General features: G+C 71.6%; 21 protein-coding genes. 6 read left to right on the top strand and 15 right to left on the bottom strand.

Going from position 1 to position 21672, the window contains the following annotated elements; all coding sequences use genetic code 11:
* Positions 1–8: 8 nt before the first annotated feature.
* A complete protein-coding gene (locus tag BM342_RS17520) occupies positions 9–1088 on the bottom strand; it encodes an EamA family transporter (protein ID WP_092968392.1) in 1080 nt (359 codons plus the stop codon).
* A gap of 128 nt (positions 1089–1216) precedes the next feature.
* On the opposite strand from BM342_RS17520, the gene BM342_RS17515 reads away from it, so the two are divergent.
* Both BM342_RS17515 and BM342_RS17510 read left to right on the top strand, forming a co-directional pair.
* Entirely contained in the window at positions 1217–1768 is a 552-nt protein-coding gene (locus tag BM342_RS17515) for a CGNR zinc finger domain-containing protein (protein ID WP_092968391.1), read from the top strand.
* 50 nt (positions 1769–1818) lie between these two features.
* Complete coding sequence (locus BM342_RS17510) at positions 1819–2955, top strand: aminopeptidase P family protein (RefSeq protein WP_092968390.1); 1137 nt, start codon at positions 1819–1821, stop codon at positions 2953–2955.
* Positions 2956–3004: 49 nt separating this feature from the next.
* On the opposite strand, the gene BM342_RS17505 is transcribed toward BM342_RS17510, so the two are convergent.
* The 4 genes from BM342_RS17505 to pflB form a co-directional block, all read right to left on the bottom strand.
* Positions 3005–3727, bottom strand: a complete 723-nt coding sequence (locus tag BM342_RS17505; protein WP_092968385.1) for an HNH endonuclease family protein — start codon at positions 3725–3727, stop codon at positions 3005–3007.
* A gap of 190 nt (positions 3728–3917) precedes the next feature.
* Positions 3918–4187: a 30S ribosomal protein S15 gene (gene rpsO, locus BM342_RS17500; RefSeq protein ID WP_056658110.1), complete on the bottom strand. Its 270-nt coding sequence runs from the start codon at positions 4185–4187 to the stop codon at positions 3918–3920.
* Positions 4188–4339: 152 nt separating this feature from the next.
* Positions 4340–5191 (bottom strand): pyruvate formate-lyase-activating protein, encoded by an 852-nt coding sequence (gene pflA, locus BM342_RS17495; protein ID WP_092968383.1) that lies wholly within the window; start codon positions 5189–5191, stop codon positions 4340–4342.
* Positions 5188–7461: a formate C-acetyltransferase gene (pflB, locus tag BM342_RS17490; RefSeq protein ID WP_092968863.1), complete on the bottom strand. Its 2274-nt coding sequence runs from the start codon at positions 7459–7461 to the stop codon at positions 5188–5190. The genes pflA and pflB overlap by 4 nt, the downstream gene beginning before the upstream one ends.
* 212 nt (positions 7462–7673) lie before the next feature.
* On the opposite strand from pflB, the gene BM342_RS17485 reads away from it, so the two are divergent.
* Positions 7674–8057 (top strand): DUF488 domain-containing protein, encoded by a 384-nt coding sequence (locus tag BM342_RS17485; protein WP_092968381.1) that lies wholly within the window; start codon positions 7674–7676, stop codon positions 8055–8057.
* 52 nt (positions 8058–8109) lie between these two features.
* Here the strand turns inward: BM342_RS17485 and BM342_RS17480 are convergent, their stop codons facing one another.
* Entirely contained in the window at positions 8110–9285 is a 1176-nt protein-coding gene (locus BM342_RS17480; protein ID WP_255368900.1) for a CPBP family intramembrane glutamic endopeptidase, read from the bottom strand.
* 180 nt (positions 9286–9465) lie between these two features.
* On the opposite strand from BM342_RS17480, the gene BM342_RS17475 reads away from it, so the two are divergent.
* Positions 9466–10692, top strand: a complete 1227-nt coding sequence (locus tag BM342_RS17475) for an FAD-dependent oxidoreductase (protein WP_177232242.1) — start codon at positions 9466–9468, stop codon at positions 10690–10692.
* A gap of 19 nt (positions 10693–10711) precedes the next feature.
* Here the strand turns inward: BM342_RS17475 and BM342_RS17470 are convergent, their stop codons facing one another.
* Positions 10712–11563, bottom strand: a complete 852-nt coding sequence (locus tag BM342_RS17470) for a CPBP family intramembrane glutamic endopeptidase (RefSeq protein ID WP_218154955.1) — start codon at positions 11561–11563, stop codon at positions 10712–10714.
* Positions 11564–11588: 25 nt separating this feature from the next.
* Positions 11589–12479 (bottom strand): Cof-type HAD-IIB family hydrolase, encoded by an 891-nt coding sequence (locus BM342_RS17465; RefSeq protein WP_092968847.1) that lies wholly within the window; start codon positions 12477–12479, stop codon positions 11589–11591.
* A 216-nt stretch (positions 12480–12695) separates the two neighbouring features.
* On the opposite strand from BM342_RS17465, the gene BM342_RS17460 reads away from it, so the two are divergent.
* Together BM342_RS17460 and BM342_RS17455 are read left to right on the top strand one after the other, a co-directional pair.
* Complete coding sequence (locus BM342_RS17460) at positions 12696–13754, top strand: M4 family metallopeptidase (RefSeq protein WP_092968379.1); 1059 nt, start codon at positions 12696–12698, stop codon at positions 13752–13754.
* 59 nt (positions 13755–13813) lie between these two features.
* The gene (locus BM342_RS17455; RefSeq protein ID WP_092968377.1) at positions 13814–14158 is read left to right on the top strand and encodes a protealysin inhibitor emfourin; all 345 of its coding nucleotides are present in this window, start codon (positions 13814–13816) and stop codon (positions 14156–14158) included.
* Here BM342_RS17455 and BM342_RS17450 read toward each other — a convergent pair.
* The 7 genes from BM342_RS17450 to BM342_RS17420 form a co-directional block, all read right to left on the bottom strand.
* Positions 14070–14771, bottom strand: coding sequence for a lysoplasmalogenase (locus tag BM342_RS17450; RefSeq protein ID WP_092968375.1), 702 nt, complete (start codon positions 14769–14771; stop codon positions 14070–14072). The two genes, BM342_RS17455 and BM342_RS17450, sit on opposite strands and share 89 nt — an antisense overlap.
* A gap of 104 nt (positions 14772–14875) precedes the next feature.
* A complete protein-coding gene (locus BM342_RS17445) occupies positions 14876–15247 on the bottom strand; it encodes an FKBP-type peptidyl-prolyl cis-trans isomerase (protein ID WP_092968373.1) in 372 nt (123 codons plus the stop codon).
* A 185-nt stretch (positions 15248–15432) separates the two neighbouring features.
* Complete coding sequence (locus BM342_RS17440) at positions 15433–15912, bottom strand: DUF779 domain-containing protein (protein WP_092968845.1); 480 nt, start codon at positions 15910–15912, stop codon at positions 15433–15435.
* 22 nt (positions 15913–15934) lie between these two features.
* Positions 15935–17458 carry an acetaldehyde dehydrogenase ExaC gene (locus BM342_RS17435; protein ID WP_092968371.1) on the bottom strand — a complete coding sequence of 508 codons (1524 nt, stop codon included), beginning with the start codon at positions 17456–17458 and terminating at the stop codon, positions 15935–15937.
* A 197-nt stretch (positions 17459–17655) separates the two neighbouring features.
* The gene (locus BM342_RS17430; RefSeq protein WP_143109923.1) at positions 17656–18945 is read right to left on the bottom strand and encodes a GAF domain-containing protein; all 1290 of its coding nucleotides are present in this window, start codon (positions 18943–18945) and stop codon (positions 17656–17658) included.
* Between the two features lie 92 nt (positions 18946–19037).
* Positions 19038–20237, bottom strand: a complete 1200-nt coding sequence (locus BM342_RS17425; RefSeq protein WP_092968367.1) for a PrsW family intramembrane metalloprotease — start codon at positions 20235–20237, stop codon at positions 19038–19040.
* Positions 20234–21649 carry an FAD-binding oxidoreductase gene (locus BM342_RS17420; protein ID WP_255368898.1) on the bottom strand — a complete coding sequence of 472 codons (1416 nt, stop codon included), beginning with the start codon at positions 21647–21649 and terminating at the stop codon, positions 20234–20236. The genes BM342_RS17425 and BM342_RS17420 overlap by 4 nt, the downstream gene beginning before the upstream one ends.
* Positions 21650–21672 lie beyond the last annotated feature (23 nt).

The raw sequence follows: 21672 nt of genomic DNA, 5'->3' as shown, positions 1-21672 counted from the left end.
GTCGAAGCCTACGTCGCGGGCCGCTCGGCGGGGCTCATCGTCCGCGCCGCAGCGCCGGTGCCGCCGGATCCGGCCGACCCGCCCGGACCGCTCGGGAACTCGCCCGGCAGCGGCTCGGGGTCGAACGACAGGTCGGGTTCGACGGCGGGCGTCGCGCCCGGCACGAGGTCGGGCGCGACCGCGAGTGCAGGGCGCTCGAAGCGCACGAGCACGATGCCGCCGAGGATGAGCAGCCCGCCGAGCATCTGCACGGGGCCGATCGCCTCGCCGAGCAGGATCCACGCGACGATTCCGGCGAAGACGACCTCGGAGAGCCCGAGGAACGACGCGAGCCGCGTGCCGAGGATCTGGATCGCCTGGATGCCGGCGACGTACGCGAACGCGGTCGAGACCGCGCCCACCGTCAGCACGGGCACCCACCACGGCGCGCTGCCGCCGAAGTACGGCATCGTCGTGAAGTTCGCCTCGAACGGCACGAGGCCGACCAGCAGCGAGGTGCCGAGCACGAGGCATCCGATGAACAGGCCGACCGCGGCGAGCGAGATCGGCGGGATGCCCGTATCGCTGCGTTCGCCGAGCACGTAGTAGACGGCCACGCCGATCATCGCGATGGCGGCGAACGCGATGCCGAGCGGGTCGAGTGCGCCGCCGGCGGGCCCGATGACGAGCACGAGACCGACGATCGCGACGACCGAGCCTGCGAGCACCACGAACTGCGGCACGTGCCGCGTGCGCACCCAGGCCAGCGCGACGAGCGCGACGGGCGCGAGGTACTCGATGAGCAGCGCCGTGCTCACGGGGATGCGCGAGATCGACATGTAGAACGCGAGCTGCACGCCCGCGACCGCGACGACCGAGTAGGTCAGCACGGTCCACTTCGCGCGCCAGAGCGGCCGCAGGTCGAACTTCAGGGCGACGAGGCCGGGCACGAGCAGCAGCAGCGCCCCCACGAGCACGCGGAAGAAGACGGCCGCGCCGGGCGACCAGCCCGACTCGAGCAGGGGTTTGACGACGGCGCCGCCCGCGCCGAACGCGAGGCCCGACCCGAGGCCGAGCGCGATGCCGAGGATGCCGCGTGATGCCCGCATTGCGTTGCCGTTCCGTCGATGATGGTTCGTTCGTGTGGGTCGTGCGCCGTGCTCGCGATCTCGAGCCCATGTCATGCCCGAAAGTCGTTATGCTCGTGACAGTACTCGTGCACCAAGTCAGGAGTCAAATGTTTTTCACCCATGACACGGAGTCGGCGCTCGCCTTCGTCGCGGCCATCACCGACACGGATGCCTCGGCATCCGACTCCGGCGACGACGAGCTGCGCACGATCGCCCAGCTGAGCGCGCTCATCACGACCTGGAAGTACTCGGGCCGGCACGACCGCGACGCGCGCGAGCTCGGCGAAGTGCGTGACGCCCGCACGCAGCTCCGCACGATCTGGCTGCTCGACCGCGACGACGCGGCCGACGCCGTGAACGCCCTGCTCGCCGACGCGCACGCGCTCCCCCGGCTCGTGCGCCACGACGACCTCGACTGGCACATCCACGCGACCGCGCTCGACGAGCCGCTCGCCACGCGCATCCTCGTGGAGGCGGCGATGGCGTTCGTCGACGTCATCCGCTCCGACCAGATGGAGCGTCTGCGCATCTGCGACGCCGACGACTGCGAGAGCCTCTACGTCGACCTCTCGAAGAACGGCTCGCGCCGCTTCTGCACCACGCGCTGCGGCAACCGCATGGCCGTGCGCGCCTATCGGGCTCGCGCCGAAGCGGAGTAGATTCGCCCCCGTCGGCCGCTTCCGAGGCGACCGGGCGAGGGGGCCAGCGCATGTCGGATCCGACCGGGAGCGCCGAACCCGCGCCGTTCACCGCAGCCGACTTCGAGACCAGGCTGCGACGCGCCGCCGAGGCCGCTCGCGAGGCGGGGCTGACCGGCCTGCTGCTCACCCCCGGCCCCGACCTGCTCTACCTCAGCGGATACGCGCCCGTCGCGATCACCGAGCGCATCACGATGCTCGTCGTGCCGGTCGACGGCGAACCGACGATGATCGTGCCGAAGCTCGAGCGACCCGACGCCGAGGAGTCTCCCGGTTCCGCGGTGTTCGCGCTCGCCGACTGGACCGACGGCAGCGACCCGTACGAGGCCACGGCTCGACTGCTCGGCCCCGGACGCTACGCCCTGTCGGACTCCGCCTGGGCCATGCACCTGCTCGGACTGCAGGCGCACCTGCCCGACACGACCTACGGCTCGATGACCGCCGAGATCCCGATGCTGCGGGCGATCAAGGACGACGACGAGCTGGCGCGCCTCGCCGCCGCCGGCGCAGCAGCCGACGCGGCCTACGGCGAGATCCTCGGCGTGCGCTTCGCGGGCCGCACCGAGACCGAGGTCGGACTCGACCTCGCCGACCTCCTGCGTCGGTTCGGGCACTCGCAGGTCGACTTCACCGTCGTGGGCTCCGGCCCGAACGGCGCGAACCCGCACCACGAGATGGGCGACCGCGTCATCGAGCACGGCGACATGGTCGTGCTCGACTTCGGCGGCCTCAAGCACGGCTACGGGTCTGACACGACGCGCACCGTGCACGTGGGCGAACCCACCGACGAGGAGCGCGAGGTGCACGAGATCGTGCAACGCGCGCAGCAGGCCGGATTCGAGTCCGTCCGCGTCGGCGTGGCCTGCCAGGAGGTCGACCGTGCGGCGCGCGCGGTCATCACCGATGCCGGCTACGGCGAGCAGTTCATCCATCGCGTCGGCCACGGCATCGGGCTCACGACCCACGAGCCGCCGTACATGGTCGAGGGCGAGCAGCTGCCCATGCGACCCGGCATGTGCTTCTCGATCGAGCCAGGCATCTACCTGCCCGGGCGCTTCGGCGTGCGCATCGAGGACATCGTCACGGTCACGGCCGACGGCGCGCGCCGGTTCAACGTCACCCCGCGCGAGATGGCGATCGTCGAGTGAGCGCCTGCGCCGAGCCCGGCGCCGACGGATTCGCTCCGGCGGCCCGGGCTCATGGGCAGCCGGCGTCGACCGTCGTCATCGCCGCGTAGTCCGCGGGCGAGACGGTGAGCCCGTACGCGAGCAGCACGCCGGCGAACCGGTCGACGTACGTGCAGGCGTAGCCGCCCTGCGGCGGCATCCATTCGGCCGGGCCGGAGTCGGACTTCGACTGGTTCGCCGGGCCGTCGACCGCCGAGAGGTTCGCGGGGTCGTTCGCGAACGCGGTGCGCTGCACGTCGGTCCACGTCGACGCGCCGTGCTGCCATGCGTACGAGAGCGGCACGACGTGGTCGATCTGCACGGCTTCGGAGGTGTCGGGCCCGCGCACGAACGAGATCACGGCACCCGTGTACGGATCGTGCAGCGTGCCGGTGCGCACGATGCAGCCGTTGCTGTCGGCACGGAACGCGATGTCGACGAGGTCGCGGATCAGCACGTCGTTGCGCGTGTCGCAGCCGTTGCCGTCGACGTCGGCCCACGCCGCACCGAACAGGTCGCGGTCGTACGGCGTCGTCGAGCCTGGCCCGGCGACCACCAAGGCGGCGAGGTCGGGGTTCGACGTCACGACGTCGGGAGCGCCGGAGGTCGCGCTCGGCGCCGACGGCGCCCACCAGTCACCCGCCTCGGACCTCGTGCCCTCTGGGCCGTAGAGGTACACCCAGACGGCGACCGCGAGCACGATCACGAGGAAGGCGGGCAGGGAGAGGCGTCGGGAACGGCGGCGTCGGGGCACCCGAACATTCTGGCGCGACCGGAGGACACCCGATGACACGGGGCGGCGTCCACCTGCCCGCCTGCGGCATCCGTCACCGGGAAATGACGAAAGCCCCCGGCCGGCTCCGAAGAGCGGGCGGGGGGCTTTCGCAAGAAGCTCGCGGGTTCAACGAGAGCCGCAGCGCCGCACGGATGCGGCAGGGTGCTGCTTAGCGGCGCAGGCCGAGACGCTCGATGAGCTTGCGGTAGCGGTTGATGTCGACATCGGCGAGGTAGCCGAGGAGACGACGACGCTGACCGACGAGGAGGAGCAGGCCACGACGCGAGTGGTGGTCGTGCTTGTGCTCCTTCAGGTGCTCGGTGAGGTCCTTGATTCGCTTCGTGAGGAGCGCGATCTGGACCTCGGGGGATCCAGTGTCACCGGGGTGCGTCGCGTACTCTTCGATGATCGCCTTCTTGACGTCTGCTTCGAGTGCCATAGATGGGATCCCCTCTCTCTTCGTTGCGCGCTGCCCGAGGCGGAATGCCTGAGCTCTCTTGATGCGCGGCCGTTTCACGGCAACCTGAAGAGTCTACCAGTTGCGGGATGCCGCGGCGAATCGTCGCGGGCACGACGGGCGCCCGTCGGACGTCAGGTCGTCTCGAGCCCGCGCGCCCGGAACTGCCCGCGCACGCGCTCGGTGAGTTCGGGGTCGGGCGAGCGCGTGTCCGCGAGCGTGTACTCGCGTCCGAGCTCCTCCCACTTCGACCGGCCGAGCTGGTGGAAGGGCAGCACCTCGACGCGGTCGACGTTCGGCCAGCGGGCCACGAGGTCGGCGACCGCCTCGACGTTGTCGAACCCGTCGGTGAGCCCGGGCACGAGCACGAACCGCACCCACACCGGGGTGCCGAGCGCGGCGAGCCGGTCGCCGAACTCGATCGTCGGGGCGAGCTCCTGCTCGGTGGTGTCGCGGTACACGTCGTCGAGGCCCGACTTCACGTCGAGCAGCACGAGGTCGGTGTCGGCGAGCAGTTCGTCGGTCGCGTTGCGACCGAGGAACCCGCTCGTGTCGAGGGCGGTGCGGATGCCGCGCGCCTTCGCCTCGTGGAACAGGCGCGCCACGAACGCGGGCTGCTGCAGCGGCTCGCCGCCGCTCACGGTGAGGCCGCCGCCGGTGGCCGCGAACACGCCGCGGTACCGCTCGAGCCGAGCCGCGACATCCGCGACCCCGACGGGCATGCCGTCACGCTCGAACCAGGTGTCGGGATTCTGGCAGTAGCGGCAGCGCAACGGGCAGCCCGAGAGGAACACCGTCATGCGCGTGCCGGGCCCGTCGGCCCCGGTCGAGAGGTCCCACGAGTGCACCATGCCGACCTCGCCGGCGCGGCGGGCGCGCAGCTGCTCACCGCGCGTGCCGTCGGCCGTCGGCATGCCGAGGCCCACCGCCGACCGACGGAGCGCCTGAGGCGCCACGCCGGTCGGGGCGAGCATCGTCGCGCTCATGACCGGTGGAAGGTCCGGCTGAGCACGTCGAGCTGCTGCTCGCGCGTCAGGCGCACGAAGTTCACGGCATAGCCCGACACCCGGATCGTGAGCTGGGGGTACTGCTCGGGGTGCTCCATCGCGTCGATGAGCATCTCGCGCTGGAGCACGTTGACGTTCATGTGGTAGCCGTTCGCGCCGAAGTAGGCGTCGAGGATGCCGGCGAGGTTGCCCAACTGCTCGTCGCGCGTGCGACCGAGGCCGCTCGGGATGATCGTGCTCGTGAGCGAGATGCCGTCCTGCGCCTCGCGGTAGGGCAGCTTCGCCACGGACAGCGCCGAGGCGAGCATGCCGTGGTGGTCGCGCCCGTTCATCGGGTTCGCACCCGGCGAGAACGGCTCGCCCGCGCGGCGGCCGTCGGGGGTGTTGCCGGTGGCCTTGCCGTAGACGACGTTCGAGGTGATCGTGAGCACCGACTGGGTCGGCACCGAGTCGCGGTAGGTCGGGTGCGTGCGCACCTTCGCCATGAACCGCTCGACGAGGTCGACCGCGATGGCGTCGGCCCGGTCGTCGTCGTTGCCGTAGGTCGGGAACTCCCCGGTGGTCTCGTAGTCGACCACGATGCCGCGGTCGTCGAACACGGGCACGACCTTCGCGTACCTGATCGCCGAGAGCGAGTCGGTCGCGACCGCGAGGCCCGCGATGCCGGTCGCCATGGTGCGCAGGACCTCGCGGTCGTGCAGCGCCATCTCGAGGCGCTCGTACGCGTACCGGTCGTGCATGTAGTGGATGACGTTCAGCGCCTCGACGTAGGTCTCGGCGAGCCAGTCCATCGTCCGGTCGAACCGGGCGTACACGTCGTCGAAGTCGAGCGGCTGGCCTTCGGCGACCGGGGCGGTCACGGGGGCGACCTGCTTGCCCGAGACCTCGTCGCGACCGCCGTTGATGGCGTAGAGCATGGTCTTCGCGAGGTTCACCCGGGCACCGAAGAACTGCATCTGCTTGCCGATCGCCATGGGCGAGACGCAGCAGGCGATCGCGGCGTCGTCGCCCCATGCCGAACGGATCTGCTCGTCGGACTCGTACTGCACGGCCGAGGTGTCGATCGACACCTGCGAGCAGAACGCCTTGAAGCCCTCGGGCAGCCGGTCGCTCCAGAACACGGTCATGTTCGGCTCGGGGGCCGGGCCGAGGTTGTAGAGCGTCTGGAGCATGCGGAACGAGTTCTTCGTGACGAGCGTGCGCCCGTCTTCGCCCATGCCGCCGATGGTCTCGGTGACCCAGGTCGGGTCGCCCGAGAACAGCTCGTCGTACTCGGGGGTGCGCAGGAACCGCACGATGCGCAGCTTGATGACGAAGTCGTCGACGACCTCCTGCGCGCGCTCCTCGGTGATCGCGCCGGCGGCGAGGTCCCGCTCGAGGTAGACGTCGAGGAACGTCGAGACGCGGCCGAGCGACATCGCGGCCCCGTTCTGCTCCTTCACTGCGGCGAGGTAGCCGAAGTACAGCCACTGCACGGCCTCCTGGGCGGTCTCGGCGGGGCGGCCGAGGTCGAAGCCGTAGCTCGCGGCCATCTGCTTCAGCTCGCCCAGCGCGCGGATCTGCTCGGCGTGCTCCTCGCGCTCGCGCACCACGGACTCGCTGAACGGCGTGGTGTCGAGCAGGAGCTTGTCGGTCCTCTTGGCCTCGATGAGCGCGTCGACTCCGTAGAGCGCGACGCGGCGGTAGTCGCCGATGATGCGGCCTCGGCCGTAGGCGTCGGGCAGTCCGGTGATGATGTGGGAGCTGCGGGCGGCGCGGACGTTCGGCGTGTAGGCGTCGAACACGCCCTGGTTGTGCGTCTTGCGGTGGGTCGTGTAGACCTCGCGGAGCACGGGGTCGACCGGGTAGCCGTAGGTGTCGAGCGCGCCCTCGACCATGCGCCATCCGCCGTTCGGCATGATCGCGCGCTTGAGCGGGGCGTCGGTCTGGAGGCCGACGATGAGCTCGGCGTCGCGGTCGATGTAGCCGGGGGCGTGGGCCGTGATGCCCGCTGGGGTGTTCGGGTCGACGTCGTAGACGCCCTTCTCGCGCTCTTCGGGGAACTTCGCGCTGAGCTTCGCCCAGATGCCGGTCGTGCGCGCCGTGGGGCCGGCGAGGAAGCCGGCATCGCCCTCGTAGGGCGTGTAGTTGCGCTGGATGAAGTCGCGCACGTCGATGCCGTCCTGCCAGGGGCCGGAGGCGAAGCCCGCCCAGGCGGCGGTGGTCGCGGTGTCGGCGCCCGTGTCGGTGCTGGTGCTGGTGGTCGGCATCCCGGTGGTGCTCGCGGTGCTCATCTGTCGCGTCTCCCCATCCAGATTGTGTAACAATCTTGACTCCAGCGTACGCCTGCGGCGAAGGTCGCGAAAGCGCAGGTCCGCAGGTCTCAGCGAACCCACAGGGCGAGCGGATGCCGGTGGCGGGCGTGGGGCGCGAGTGGGCTCCCGCGCTCGAGAACGCCCGGCACCGGTGCCAGACTGGCCCCATGGCGTTCACCACCAGGCGCGTCTACGACCCGCCCGATGCATCCGACGGATACCGCGTGCTCGTCGACCGGCTGTGGCCACGCGGCGTGAGCAAGGAGCGCGCCGAACTCGACGCATGGATGAAGGAGGTCGCGCCGTCGCCCGACCTGCGCACCGAGTGGCACCACGCGGCCGATCGCGAGGCGACGTTCGACGGCTTCGCCGCGCGGTATCGGCAGGAGCTCGACGAGAACCCGGCAGCCGAGGCGCTGCTCGAGCTCGGCCGTGAGCACGAGCGTGTCACGCTGCTCTTCGGTGCGCGCGACGAGCACGCGAACCACGCCGTCGTGCTGCTCGACTGGCTGCGCGAGCACGGGGCATCCGTCACCCCGCCGGTCGAGTAGCGCAGCGTATCGAGACCCGCCCTTCGCTGGTCTCGATGCGGCGCCGGCGCGCCTACGCGACCGGCGAGACGCGCGACTCCGCGAGCGTGAGCCCCGGCTCGGACTGCTTCCACAGCTGACGAGTAACGACGAGCACGACGATCGCCGCCGCGAGCAGGATCCAGCCCGGCCAGCCGAGCACGCTCCCCCAGATGCCGTCGCCGTCGGCGAGCGAGTCCGCGTCGGCGAAGATCAGGAACTGCGTCGTCGCCGTGTTGATCGCGCCGTGCGCGACGACGGCGGGCCACACCGACGCCGAGCGCAGCCGCATCCATCCGATCACGACGCCCGTGAGCACGCAGAACGCGACCATGCTCGCGAGCCCGAGCAGGTCGGTGCGCTGGTAGTTGTAGCCGAGCAGGATCAGGGGCGCATGCCAGAGGCCCCAGATCGCACCCGAGAGCACCAGCGCCTGCACGGTGCCGAGCGGGCGCAGCGCCGGCAGGAGCCATCCGCGCCAGCCGATCTCCTCGCCGAACGCGGCGACGCTGTTGATCGCGGTCAGGAACGGCAGGGAGACGAGCGTCATCACCACGACCACGGATGCGTCGATCGGCACCGCCTGCCCGCCCGCGCTCTCGGTGAGCGCGTCGATCACGGCCTGCACGCCGCTGAGCCCCACGAGGTCGACCCGGATGATGCCGAGCGCGTGCCCGAGCAGCATCGCGAGGAACGGCAGCGCCGTGAAGCCCACGAACGCGAGCGCGATGAACAGCCAGGTGCGCCCCGCCGGCCGGATCGGTGACAGGCCGAGCGAGCGCGGGATGCTCGCCGGGCGGCGCACCCACAGCACGACGACGAGCGTCGCGAGTGCCGGGGTGAACATCATGGCCGGCGCGAGCAGCCCGAAGAGCGGATGCGCGAGGCCCTCGCCCGAGGTCCAGAGCGGCAGGGCGACGAGCCAGGCCCCGACGAACGCGATCACGACGAACACGCCTACGGCGAGCCACGGCACCCGCGTCGGCATGATCGGGGCGGCGGCGACGTTCTTCGCGCGCTGCCGGTTCGCTGCCTCCTCGCGACGCGACGGCAACGCCGAGGCGCCGACGGTCACCGGAGCCGAGTTCGCGTGGGCAGCGGCGCGCATCGGCGCGGCGACGTATTCGGGTGCGGCGGGCGCTTCGATCGGCGCGGGCGCCGGGGTGCCCGGAGCGGCTGCGGGAACGATCGGGGTGGACTGCTCGGTCATGCCTCCATGCCATCAGGCGGGGCGGCACGGGCGCGTCCCTCGTGCGGTGGATTCAGCGAGTGGGGATGCCACGGCATCCGTCCCTCGACGGAGCCGCCGCTGGGCACGCAGCATGCCCCGAGTCGGCTCGGATCGCCGCCCTGCCGGAATACGCCCCTGCGCAGCGTCGTTCCCATACGTGTGCATGAGCTTGCGATCCCGGTCGACGTCGTCGTGATCGGCGCGGGCCAGGCCGGGCTGTCGGCCGGATATCACCTCCGGCGGCGGGGGTTCACGCCCGTCGGCGCCGAGCATTCCGTCGCCCAGGGCCGGCCGGGACCCGCCACCGTCGAGGGCTCCCCTGAAGCACCCGGTTCCCCCGAAGCACCCGGCTCCCCTGAAGCATCCGGCTTCCCCGAGGCATCCACCCGCACCTTCGTCGTGCTCGACGGCGAAGCCGCACCGGGCGGGGCATGGCAGCACCGCTGGGCGTCGCTGCGCATGGCCACCGTCAACGGCATCCACGAGTTGCCCGGATTCGCGGTGCCGCCGGCCGACCCCGCGGCATCCGCGAGGGATGTGCTGCCGGCCTACTTCGCCGAGTACGAACGGCGCTTCGACCTGCGGATCGAGCGCCCGGTGCGGGTCCGCGCCGTCCGACGGGCCGACGACGACCCGAACGGCCGACTGCTGGTCGAGACCGAGACGCCGAACGGCACGCGCACCTGGGCCGCCCGGTACGTGGTCAACGCGACGGGCACCTGGACCCGCCCGTTCCTGCCCTGGGTTCCGGGGGCCGACCGCTTCCGCGGACGACAGCTCCATGTCGCCGACTACGTCTCGGCCGACGCCTTCGCCGGGCGGCGGGTCGTCATCGTCGGGGCCGGGGTCTCGGCCGTGCAGCTCCTCGACGAGATCTCCCACGTCGCCGACACGTTCTGGGTCACCCGACGCGAACCCGAGTGGGTCGAGGAGGACTTCGACCTGCCCGCCCGCACCGCCGCGATCGCGGGCGTCGAGGCCCGCGTGCGCATGGGCCTGCCGCCCGGCAGCGTCATCTCGGTCACCGGCATGCACTGGACCCCGTGGGCGCGCGCGGCCGAGGCGCGCGGCGTGCTCGTGCGGCACCCGATGTTCGCGGCGATCGAGGAGCACGGCGTGCGGATGCCCGACGGCACGTTCGAGCCGGCCGACGACATCCTCTGGGCGACCGGGTTCCGCCCCGCGGTTTCCCACCTCGCCCCCCTCGGGCTGCGCACCCCGCAGGGCGGGTTCCGGGTCGCCGACACGCGTTCGCTCGACGATCCGCGGCTGTTCCTCATCGGCTACGGCCCGTCGCAGTCGACCGTCGGAGCGAACCGCGCCGGGCGCGTGGCGGTGCGGCGGATCGTCGCCGAGCTCGGCGCGCCCGCGACATCCGCCGCCTGAGCGCACTGCCCGGTCGGCGCTAGGGCGCGAGCAGGAAGATCGGCGGCCACCCCGTGTGCGCGTACACGATGACGGCGAACACGACCGCGTCGAAGAGCATGTGCACGGTGAAGACGTAGCCGAGCGACTTCGTGAGCTTGAACGTGTAGCCCTGGATCAGCGCGAACGGAATCGTGAGCAGCGGCCCCCACGACTGGTAGCCGAGCTCCCACAGGAACGACACGAACACGATCGTCTGGAGCAGGTTCGCCTGCCAGGTCGGGAAGTGGCGGCGCAGCAGCACGAACACCGTGCAGATGAAGAACAGCTCGTCCCACGTGCCGACCGCGATGACGCCGATCAGCAGGCGCCCGATCTCGTCGGGCTCCGTCACGGTCGGCCAGTTCTGGTACACCCCCGAGGTGATGAAGTAGAACGGCAGGATCAGCCAGCCCGCGAGCGTCACGAAGATCAGGTAGAGCCACTGCGTGCGGTTCCAGCGGTTGCCCGTGCGCCACGGGAAGCGGATCGTGCGTTCGCGGTACAGGAATCGCGAGATGAGGAACGGCACGAGCACCGCGAGCCCGAGCACGACCGCGAAGCGCACCATGCCCGCGTCGCTCAGGTCGGCCTTCATCGACGCCGTCGAGATGATCACCTGCCCGATCGCGATGAGCGCGAGGTCGGCGAGCAGGCGTTCCGTGCGGCCCGAGCGGTCGCAGAGCCACGCGATCAGCAGTCCGGCGGCGAGCATCGCATAGCCCGCGATCGGCAGCAGGAACCCGAACAGCAGCACCGCGGCGCCGCACACGAGCACTGCCGGCAGCAGGGCGAGCGGATGCGTCCGCAGCGCGGCGACGTCGCGGGTTCCGTCGTCGTCCGTGCGCACCATCGTCGCCTCCCGTCGCCCTTCGCCGCTATTCGTCGTCGGCGAGCGAGCCGCGGCGCACGGCCTCGACCCACTTCGCGAGGAACTCCGCCCCGGCCTCGTCGTGGATGAGCTCGCCCGCCGTCAGCACGGGGTACCCGGTGGCCGGGATGCCGTCGGCCGGACGCACGTCGACATGCCGCACGGACTCGCCGCGCTCGTGCAGCCACGTCGCCATCGCGTAGTCACCGCGCGAGTCGCCGACCGTTCGCCAGTGCAACGGGCGGATGTCTCGCTCGCCGAGCAGGGCCGTGGCGCGCTCGGCGCCCAGGTCCTTGCCGAGCCGCACGGACTCGATGTCGGTCGAGATGATCGTGGGGTCGATGCGCCAGTGCACGCGCCCCGCGGCATCCGGTCGCTCGAGCCCCTCGCGCACCGTGCCGAACCCGCGCGCGGCGAGCGCATCGTGCGCGTGGTCGTCGAAGCCCGGCTGCGCCGCGAGGTAGTCGGCGTTCTCGACGTGCACGTGCTGCTCGACCGACACCATGGCCCGCTTCGTCTCGTCGAAGAAGCCGAACTCGTCGAAGTGCGCCCCGACGTAGTCGCGCATGGCGTCGGAGAACTCGGTCGGCATCGCGAGGTCGAGGTCGACGAACACCTCGCCGAGGCCGTTCGTGTCGATCGCGGCCCAGACCGCGCCCTTCTCGCAGATCGCCCACACGGGTGCGCCGGGCTCGAGCCCCGCCGCCAGGAGCGGCGGCACGACCTGCTCGGCGATGAAGGCGTCGGATCGGCCCGTGTTGAAGATCACCGGGATGCCCGCGTTCGCGAGGGTCGCGAGATCGCGCGCGATCGACGGGATCGCGATCGAACGGGTCACGGGGCTCGCGATGGGCCCGTCGACGTCGAGCAGCAGGCCGAGCAGCGGGGTGTTGGTCACCACACCAGCCTATGCGGCGTGCCCCCCTCGACATTCGCCGAATGTCGGATGCGGGCGTCGACGCGCCGGGCCCGCCGACGTTCGCGACGGCGCGCCGCCGCCGACGCCCGACATTCGGCGGATGCGTCGATTCGGGGCAGGGGTTGGTCGACGGTGGCGCGGCGCGGCGCGGCGCGGCGGCGAGCGGATGTCGGGGGCTGCTGCCAGCATCGACGCATGCCGACGATCGTTCCGCCCTACCTGCTCGACCGCATCGCCGAGGCCGCGGGCACGCGGTACCCGCTCGCCGCCGAGGCCGCCCGCCGCGCCCTGCTGCGCGAGCCCCCCGCCCGGCTCGGACCGACCTCGCCGGGGCTTCCGCTCGAGTCGTACCCGGGGCAGCCGAGCGCCCTGCCCGACGCGCCGTCCGACCCGGATCGGCGCATCTCCGACGCCGAGGGCACCGAGCGGCTGCCCGGCCGGCTCGTGCGCCGCGAGGGCGAACGCGCCACCGGCGACGACGCGGTCGACGACGCCTACGACGGCCTCGGCGACACGCATCGCATGTTCGACCGCGTGTTCGGGCGCGACTCGATCGACGGGCGCGGCATGCCCCTCGAGGCGACGGTGCACTTCGGCGACAAGTACGACAACGCCTTCTGGGACGGCGAGCGCATGGTCTTCGGCGACGGAGACGGCGAGATCTTCCGCGGGTTCACCGACTCGCTGAGCGTCATCGGGCACGAGCTCGCGCACGGCGTCACCGAGCACACCGCGAAGCTGCGCTACCAAGACCAGTCAGGCGCACTCAACGAGCACGTCTCCGACGCGTTCGGCGCGCTCGTCGAGCAGTACGCGCTCGGTCAAGACGCCGAGGCGGCGACCTGGCTCATCGGCGAGGGCATCTTCACCGCCGAGGTGCAGGGCCGCGCGCTCCGGTCGATGATCGAGCCCGGCACGGCCTACGACGACGACGTGCTCGGCCGCGACCCGCAGCCCGCGCACATGCGCGACTACATCGACACGGTCGAAGACAACGGGGGCGTGCACCTGAACTCCGGCATCCCGAACCGGGCCTTCGCCCTGGCCGCCCGGCAGCTGGGCGGCTTCGCCTGGGAGCACGTCGGGCGCATCTGGTACGACACGCTCACGTCGGGCGAACTCGACGAAGACGCGACGTTCGCGCAGTTCGCCGACGAGACCGTGCGACAGGCCGAGCGCCGATTCGGTGCGGGCTCGCGCGAGGTCGAGGCCGTGCGCGACGGGTGGCGAGAGGTCGGAGTCCTGTCCGCGTAGCGCAGCGCACTGACGCCTGCGGGTGCCGGCTCGGCGCACCGAGGGGTACCGTGGGCGGCATGGACGTCTTCGTGGCGCGCAGCGGCGGCCTGGCCGGCATCCGCCTCACCTGGCATGTGAAGGTCGACGATCAGCCCGACGCCGACGACTGGTTCGTGCTCATCGAGGAGATCCCGTGGAACGAGGTTCCCCCGGTCCCGCCCGAGCCCGACCGGTTCACCTGGGACATCCGGTGCGAACCCTCCGATCCGACGGAGCCCGGCGGGCGCGACCCGATCGCGCAGACCGCCGAGGCGACGCTCGCCGAACGTCAGCTCACGGGGCCGTGGCGCCAACTGGTCGACCGGGTGCGCGAGACGACCGAGCCGCAGCGCGAAGCGCCGCGAGCACCCCGAGCGAGATGAGCAACTGGGCCGCGAGATACGTGCCCATGACCGTGAGGTCGTGCAGGTCGAACCCGAGCGGTGCGAACTCGTAGCCCGGCAGGAACCGGCCGAGGCCGAGCACGGAGTCGGAGACCACGAACAGGGCGCCGCCGATCGCCATCACGCGGCCGTGGGCCGCGGCGAAGGTCGCCATGAGCCCGAGCACGAGGCCGTAGAGCGCGACCGGCACGAGCAGGGCCCCGGTGTGGGGTCCGAGCAGCGCGATGAAGCCGGCGAACCAGACCACGTAGACGAGCGTCCACGCCGGAGGACGGCGACGCCCGCCCGGCATCCGCACGAAGACGCTGATGTACGCGACGTGCGCGAGCAGGAATGCGCCCAACCCGACGACGAACATGCCGGGGAACGACAGGGCCACGTCGCCCGCCCACGAGAGCCCGATCGCGGCGAGCAGCAGCCACGGCGTCTCGAGCGGCTCGGGCCGCGCGCGCCGCGCAGCCAGCACCACCCCGAGGGCGAGCAGCGGCATGAGCAGCGCCTTCGTCGCCGTGATCGACCAGTCGGGCCCCGTCTCGAGGAGCACGAGGTGAACGGCGCACAGCACGAGGTAGGGGGTGAACGTCTTCGGCACCCGCCGATCGTAGCCGAGCGGATGCCGCGTGCCGCACGCACGACGAAGGCCGCCGGCGTGCGCCGACGGCCTTCGGGTGATCCAGTGGTGCGGTGTTCTGGGGCTCAGCTCACGCCGAGCAGGTCGATCACGAAGATCAGGGTCTGGCCCGAGAGGCGGTGTCCGCCGCCGGCGGGGCCGTAGGCCTTGTGCGGCGGCACGATGAGCTTGCGGCGGCCGCCGACCTTCATGCCCGGGATGCCCTCCTGCCAGCCGGCGATGAGCGCCTGGAGCGGGAAGTTGATGGACTGGTTGCGGCTCCAGGAGGAGTCGAACTCGTCGCCGGTGTCGTACTCGACGCCGAGGTAGTGCACGTCGACCGTGGAGCCGGGGGTCGCCTCGGCGCCGTCGCCGACTACGATGTCCTCGATGAGGAGGTCTGCGGGGGCCGGGCCCTCGGGCGCGTCGATCTCGGGCTTGCTGTTCGTGTCAGTCATGGGTTCCATCCAATCCGAGCGAGCCGTCTCGGACAAGCGTCCACCCCCCTCTTGCGCTGACTGCGAACATGACGCACCCTTGAACCCTAAGAACTCGTCGTCCCGCAGAGTCGTCGGCATTGCCACACCGCAGGGCGGCGAGTTTCTTTGCGTCCGGGCGGCTCGCCGCGACGCCCTGCCACCGCTCACTCCTCCATGAGCCGCGACCTGATGAGGAACCGCACCCCCTCCGGCGCCTCGACCGAGAAGCCGCTCCCCCGGCCCTTCACCACGTCGACCGTCAGGTGGGTGTGCCGCCAGTAGGCGAACTGCTCCGCCGACATCCAGAACGGCACGATTCGCGGCGAGCCCGCGACATCCGCCTCACCGGAGGCTCGGGGGTCGCCCGCGACATCCGCTCGCCCTGCGTCGGGCGGCCCGAGGTCGAGCTCGCCGAGCAGCACGTCGGCGTCGCTCGTGATGAAGTCGCCGGCCGGGTAGCACATGGGCGAGCTCCCGTCGCAGCATCCGCCCGACTGGTGGAACATGAGCGGTCCGTGCTTCGACCACAGCATCGCGAGCAGGTCGGATGCCGCGGGCGAGAGTTCCACCCGCGGCATCCGCTCCCCCGCGACCGTGATCGAGCCGACGATCCGGCCGAGCGCCCCCACGCCCGACCCGTGCATGCTCATCGCGGCCGTCCCCGGATCAGAAGAACCCGAGCGGGTTCTCGTTGTAGCTGACCAGGAGGTTCTTGGTCTGCTGGTAGTGGTCGAGCGCCGCCTTGTTGTTCTCGCGGCCGATGCCCGACGACTTGTAGCCGCCGAACGCCGCGCCCGCGGGGTACGCGTGGTAGTTGTTCACCCACACGCGACCGGCCTGGATGTCGCGGCCGGCCCGGTACGCCTCGTTGCCGTTGCGGCTCCAGACGCCGGCGCCGAGCCCGTAGAGCGTGTCGTTCGCGATCTCGATGGCGTCGGCGTAGTCGGTGAAGCTCGTGACGGCGACCACGGGGCCGAAGATCTCCTCCTGGAAGAGCCGCATGCGGTTCTGACCCTCGAAGATCGTGGGCTGCACGTAGTAGCCCTCGCTGAGGTCGCCGCCGAGATCGGCCCGCTCGCCGCCGAGCAGCAGCTTCGCACCCTCCTGCTTGCCGATGTCGATGTAGCTCAGGATCTTCTCGAGCTGGTCGTTCGAGGCCTGCGCACCGACCTGGGTCTCGGTGTCGAGCGGGTTGCCCTGCTTGGCGAGCTTCGTGCGCTCGATCGCGTCGTCGAGGAACGTGTCGTAGATCGACTTCTGGATGAGCGAACGGCTCGGGCAGGTGCAGACCTCGCCCTGGTTGAACGCGAACAGGCTGAAGCCCTCGAGCGCCTTGTCGTAGAACGTGTCGCGCTTGTCGGCGACGGACTCGAACACGATGTTCGGGCTCTTGCCGCCGAGCTCGACGGTCGAGGGGATGATGTTGTTCGACGCGTACTGCAGGATGAGGCGGCCGGTCGTGGTCTCTCCGGTGAAGGCGATCTTGCGGATGCGGTTCGACGACGCGAGCGGCTTGCCCGCCTCGACCCCGAAGCCGTTCACGACGTTCACCACGCCGGGCGGCAGGATGTCGGCGATGAGCTCCATGAGCACGAGGATCGACGTCGGCGTCTGCTCGGCGGGCTTCAGCACCACGGCGTTGCCCGCGGCGAGCGCGGGCGCGAGCTTCCACACGGCCATGAGCAGCGGGAAGTTCCACGGGATGATCTGCCCGACCACGCCGAGCGGCTCGTGGAAGTGGTAGGCCACCGTGTCCTCGTCGAGCTGCGTGAAGCTGCCCTCCTGTGCACGGATCAGGCTCGCGAAGTAGCGGAAGTGGTCGCTCGCGAGCGGCAGGTCGGCGTTCAGCGGCTCGCGGATCGACTTGCCGTTGTCCCACGTCTCGGCGACCGCGAGCAGCTCGAGGTTCGCGTCGATGCGGTCGGCGATCGCGTTGAGCACGGCGGCGCGCTTCGCTGCGCTCGTGCGACCCCATGCCGGCGCTGCCTTGTGCGCGGCATCCAGCGCCGCGTCGATGTCGGCGGCCGTGCCGCGGGCGACCTCGGTGAACGGCCGGCCGTTCACGGGCGAGATGTTCTCGAAGTAGGCGCCCTCCTTGGGCTTCACCCACTCGCCGCCGATGAAGTGCTCGTATCGCGGCTTGAACTCGATCAAAGCGCCGGCGGTGCCTGGCGCGGCGTACACGGTCATCGTGTCTCCTCGTGACGTCGTTGTCTGGTTGCCCTGTTGTCTGGTTCCCCCGCACCGGGCAGGCGCACGGTGCGGAGGTTGGCAGTCACGCTAGGTGCGGGCCCGTTGCGACTCGGTTGCCCGAGGGTTGCAGGTGCGTTGCAACGCACGCGCGGAGCAGAGCTGACGTGGGCTCAGGCGAGCGAATGCCCGGCGCCTCAGCGCTGCGCGGCCTCGAGCCGTTCGAGGTGCGCCACGACGGAGGCCCGGCGCGGGGATCGCGGCGGCAGCACGCCGAGGAGGGCGCGCCACACGTCGGCGTCCTGGCGGTTCTCATCGCGGTCGGCGTACGCGGCCAGGAGGTCGGGCGCGGCATCCGACAGCATGGACTCGCGCAGGCGACTGGCGAGCTCCTCGCGGATCTCGACGATGCCGGGTGCGGTCGATGCCGGCAGCACGGGGCCGGTGTAGCGCTCGGCGGCTCGGCGCAGCGATCCTCGTGCGAGCAGTGCTGCGACCGCACTCGCGTCGAGGTCGACCTCGCGTGCGAGCCGATATGGGCGCGATTCGAGCGGCGGCTCGCCCACGGCTTCGAGCACTCGGCGCAGGCGGACGAGCTCGGCGCGGACCGTGACCGGCGAGACATCCCGCTCGGACAGCAGCGCGGCGAGGCGCTCGGCGCCCAGGCCCCGGGGATGCCACGCGAGCAGGGTCAGGATCTCGGCATGCCGGGGGCTGAGCTCGGTCGCGCCGATGCGCGGTCGCTGCTCGCCGAGCACGGTGAGCGGTGTCGGCAGCGGCTTCGGCGGTGCGACCGCGCGCACGCGCGAGCGACGGAGGGTCGACTTCACGGCGGATTCGAGCCGGGCGATGCGCAGCTCGGCCTCGACGGCCGCGACCGTCGCCGACACGAGCGAGAGCGCATGCGGCGCGACCGCGAGGTCGGTGCCCGTGATGTCGATGACCCCCAGCATCTCGCCGGTCGCCGGGTCGTGCACGGGCGCCGCGGTGCAGCTCCACGGGTGCACGATGCGGTTGTAATGCTCGGCGCCCCGGATCTGCACGGCGCGGTCGAGCGCGAGCGCCGTGCCCGGTGCGCTCGTGCCCACGCTCGCCTCCGACCAGTCGGCGCCTGCGACGAAGAGCATGTCCTCAGCCCGGCGTCGCAGTCCGGCGTCGCCCTCGACCCAGAGCAGCCTGCCGTGCGCGTCGCCGATCGCGACCACGAGCCCCGACTCGTCGGCGCCCTCGACGAGCAGTCGGCGGATGACGGGCATCACGGGCGCCAGGGCGTGCGCGGCGCGGTAGTCGCGGAACGCGTCTTCATCGAGATCGACCCGCGGCAGGGCCCGGTCGGGATCGATGGCCCCGCGGATCGCGCGCTCCCACGACTCGCGTACGACGGGCCGCAGCACGGGCGAGACGGATCCGGCCGCGATCGCGTCTTCCTGCAGGTGCAGCAGTCGATCGCGCAGCATCGAACTCTGCGGGTACTGCGGCACGGGCATGCCGACTCCGATCGCCGTCAATCTGGATGCCGCAATCCTACGTCGCGGGTGCCCGGAACGGCAGGGCCGTCAAGCCCACGGTACGGCGGCGTTCAGGCGCCGGGCCCCGCGATCGCGCGCCGGTCGGCCGCCACGAGGTCGAGGAGCTCGCGCTCGTCGGCGAGGCGTCGGGCATCGGCCCGGCCGGTGACGATCGCCTGGCGCGTGAACGCCAGGCGCGTGGCATCCGCGATGAATCGCTTGACCTGGTCGGTACGGGGCGGCACTTGCGACCGGCCCCAGGCGAGTGCGGCGCTGCGGCCGGCGGGCGACGCGAGCCCCTCGACCTCGTCGGGGTTGAACCAGCCTGCGGCCGCGTACTCGAGCAGGCGGGCGCGCGTGATGCTTCGCTCCTGGCGCCGGAGCAGCACCGTGACGACGATCGCCACGACGAAGATGGGCACCTGCACGAGCAGGTAGAGGGCGACGGCATCGGAGGCGAACGTCAGCGATCCGTTCCAGAGGGCGTGCAGCGCGATCGCGCAGGCGAGCCCGCCGAGGAACCACACGATGATGCCGGGGCCGCGCGTGCGGCGTGCGCCGAGCCCGATCGCGAGCCCGGTGCACGCCGTGAAGAGCACGTGCGCGAAGGGTGAGAACAGGCCTCGAACGACGAACGTCGCCCCGAGCGCGGCACCGCCGCCCTCGATGAGCGCGGACCCGAAGTACAGGATGTTCTCGGTGAACGCGAAGCCGGCCGCAACGGTCGCCGCGTACACGAGGCCGTCGACCGGGCCGTCGAAGTGGCTGCGCGAGAACGCGAAGAGCAGCAGCACGCCGAGTCCCTTCGCGACCTCTTCGACGATGGGCGCCTGCACGACGGCCTGGATCGCCTCGTCTGGCCCGGCGTTGAGCGCGAAAGCCATCGCCAGCTGCACGCCGGTGTCGACGACGAGCGCGATCGCGACCGAGACGGCGGCGCCCCAGAGGAGCGCGAACCAGAGCGCCCAGCGCGGCTCGGGCTCCCACCGGTCGATCCAGCGCACCGCGAGCAGCACGATCGCGAGGGGCACGAACGCGAGCAGGCTGCCGATCAGGAGCGTCGGGATGCCGAGCGACATCGCGAAGTACGCGATGACGAGCACGCCGACGAGCACGGCGACCGCGATGCCGATCGGGGCGAACGCCCCCGCACCGCGCCGTGTCGGGACCACGACGGGGGCCGGGGGCGGCGGCGGCATGAACGCCTGCGGCGACGGGCCCGGGTTCACCACGGGTCCGGAACGGTACGCGTCGGGCACGGGGTCGGTCATCGGTTCTCCTCGAACATCACGCCGGGATTCAGGATGCCGGTCGGGTCGAACAATGCCTTGATGCCGCGCTGCAGCTCGAACTGGTCGTCGCCCAGCTCGTCGGCGAGCCACCGGCGCTTCAGCACGCCCACCCCGTGCTCGCCTGTGAGCGTGCCGCCGAGCGCGACCGCCTCGCGGAACATCGCGTCGGCCGCGGCCCAGACGTGCTCGGGCACCTCGCCCGGGTCGACCTCGCCGTCATCGGCGCCGAACACGAAGTTCGGGTGCAGGTTGCCGTCGCCCGCGTGCGCGAGCGTCGGGATCTCGAGTCCGTGCTCGACGCCGATGCGCTCGATCGCGCGGAACATCTCGGGCAGCCGCGAGCGCGGCACCGCCACGTCTTCGATGAGCACCTGCCCGCGCGCAGCGAGCGCGCCGTGCCACGCACGACGGATCGCGACGAGGCGCTCGCCCGACGCGGCATCCGTCGATCGGGTGACCCGACCGCCCGCTGCGGCGAAGGTGGCCTCGATGGCGTCGGCCTCGGCGAGCGCGCCCGCCTGATCGGTCTGCGCGAGCAGGAACGCCTCGCCCGGCGCGAGAGCGGCGAGCGGGGTGCCGGCGAGGGCTGCGGCACCGAGGTGGTCGGCGACGCGCGCGATGCCCGCGGCATCCATGAGCTCGAGCATCGCAGGCCGAACCCGCGACGCGGTGACGGCAGCGGATGCCGCGGCGGCGGTCTCGACGTCGGGGAACGCCGCGGCGATCGTGACGACCTCGCCTGCGGGCAGCGGTCGGAGGCGCACCGTCGCCTCGACGATGACGCCGAGCGTGCCCTCGGATCCGGTCAGCAGGGCCGTGAGGTCGTAGCCCGTGACGCCCTTGACCGTGCGGTGCCCGGTGCGCAGCAGCCGCCCGTCGGCGAGCACCACGGCGAGCGCGAGCACCGACTCGCGCGTGACGCCGTACTTCGCGCAGAGCAGGCCCCCCGCGTTCGTGGCGATGTTGCCGCCGATCGACGAGATCGCGCGACTCGCGGGGTCGGGCGCGTACCAGAGGCCGAGCGGCGCGACCGCGTCGGCGAGGTCGCCGTTCAGCACGCCCGCCTCGACGACGGCGAGTTCGTCGGCCTCGGAGATCTCGAGGATGCGATCGAGGCGAGAGAGGTCGAGCACGAGGCATCCGTCGCTCGCGATGGCGCCGCCTGCGAGCCCCGTGCCGGCGCCGCGCACCACGACCGGCGTCGCGCTCGCATGCGCGATGCGCATCACGGCCTGCACGTCGTCGACGGATGCCGCGTGCACGACGGCGATCGGCCGGTGCGCGCCCCGCCAGCCCGAGCGGTCCTCGCGCACGGCGTCGAGCTCTGCGGGCGCGGTCGAGACGCGGGCGCCGAGGTCGGCCGTGAGCTGTGCGAGCACGTCGGAGGGCATGGGCCCAAGCCTATGGGCCACGG

It is taken from the genome of Agromyces sp. CF514 (genome assembly GCF_900113185.1).
Taxonomy (GTDB): domain Bacteria; phylum Actinomycetota; class Actinomycetes; order Actinomycetales; family Microbacteriaceae; genus Agromyces.
Note: the sequence above shows the minus strand (reverse complement) of the source record. Positions and strands in the feature narration are given on the sequence as shown.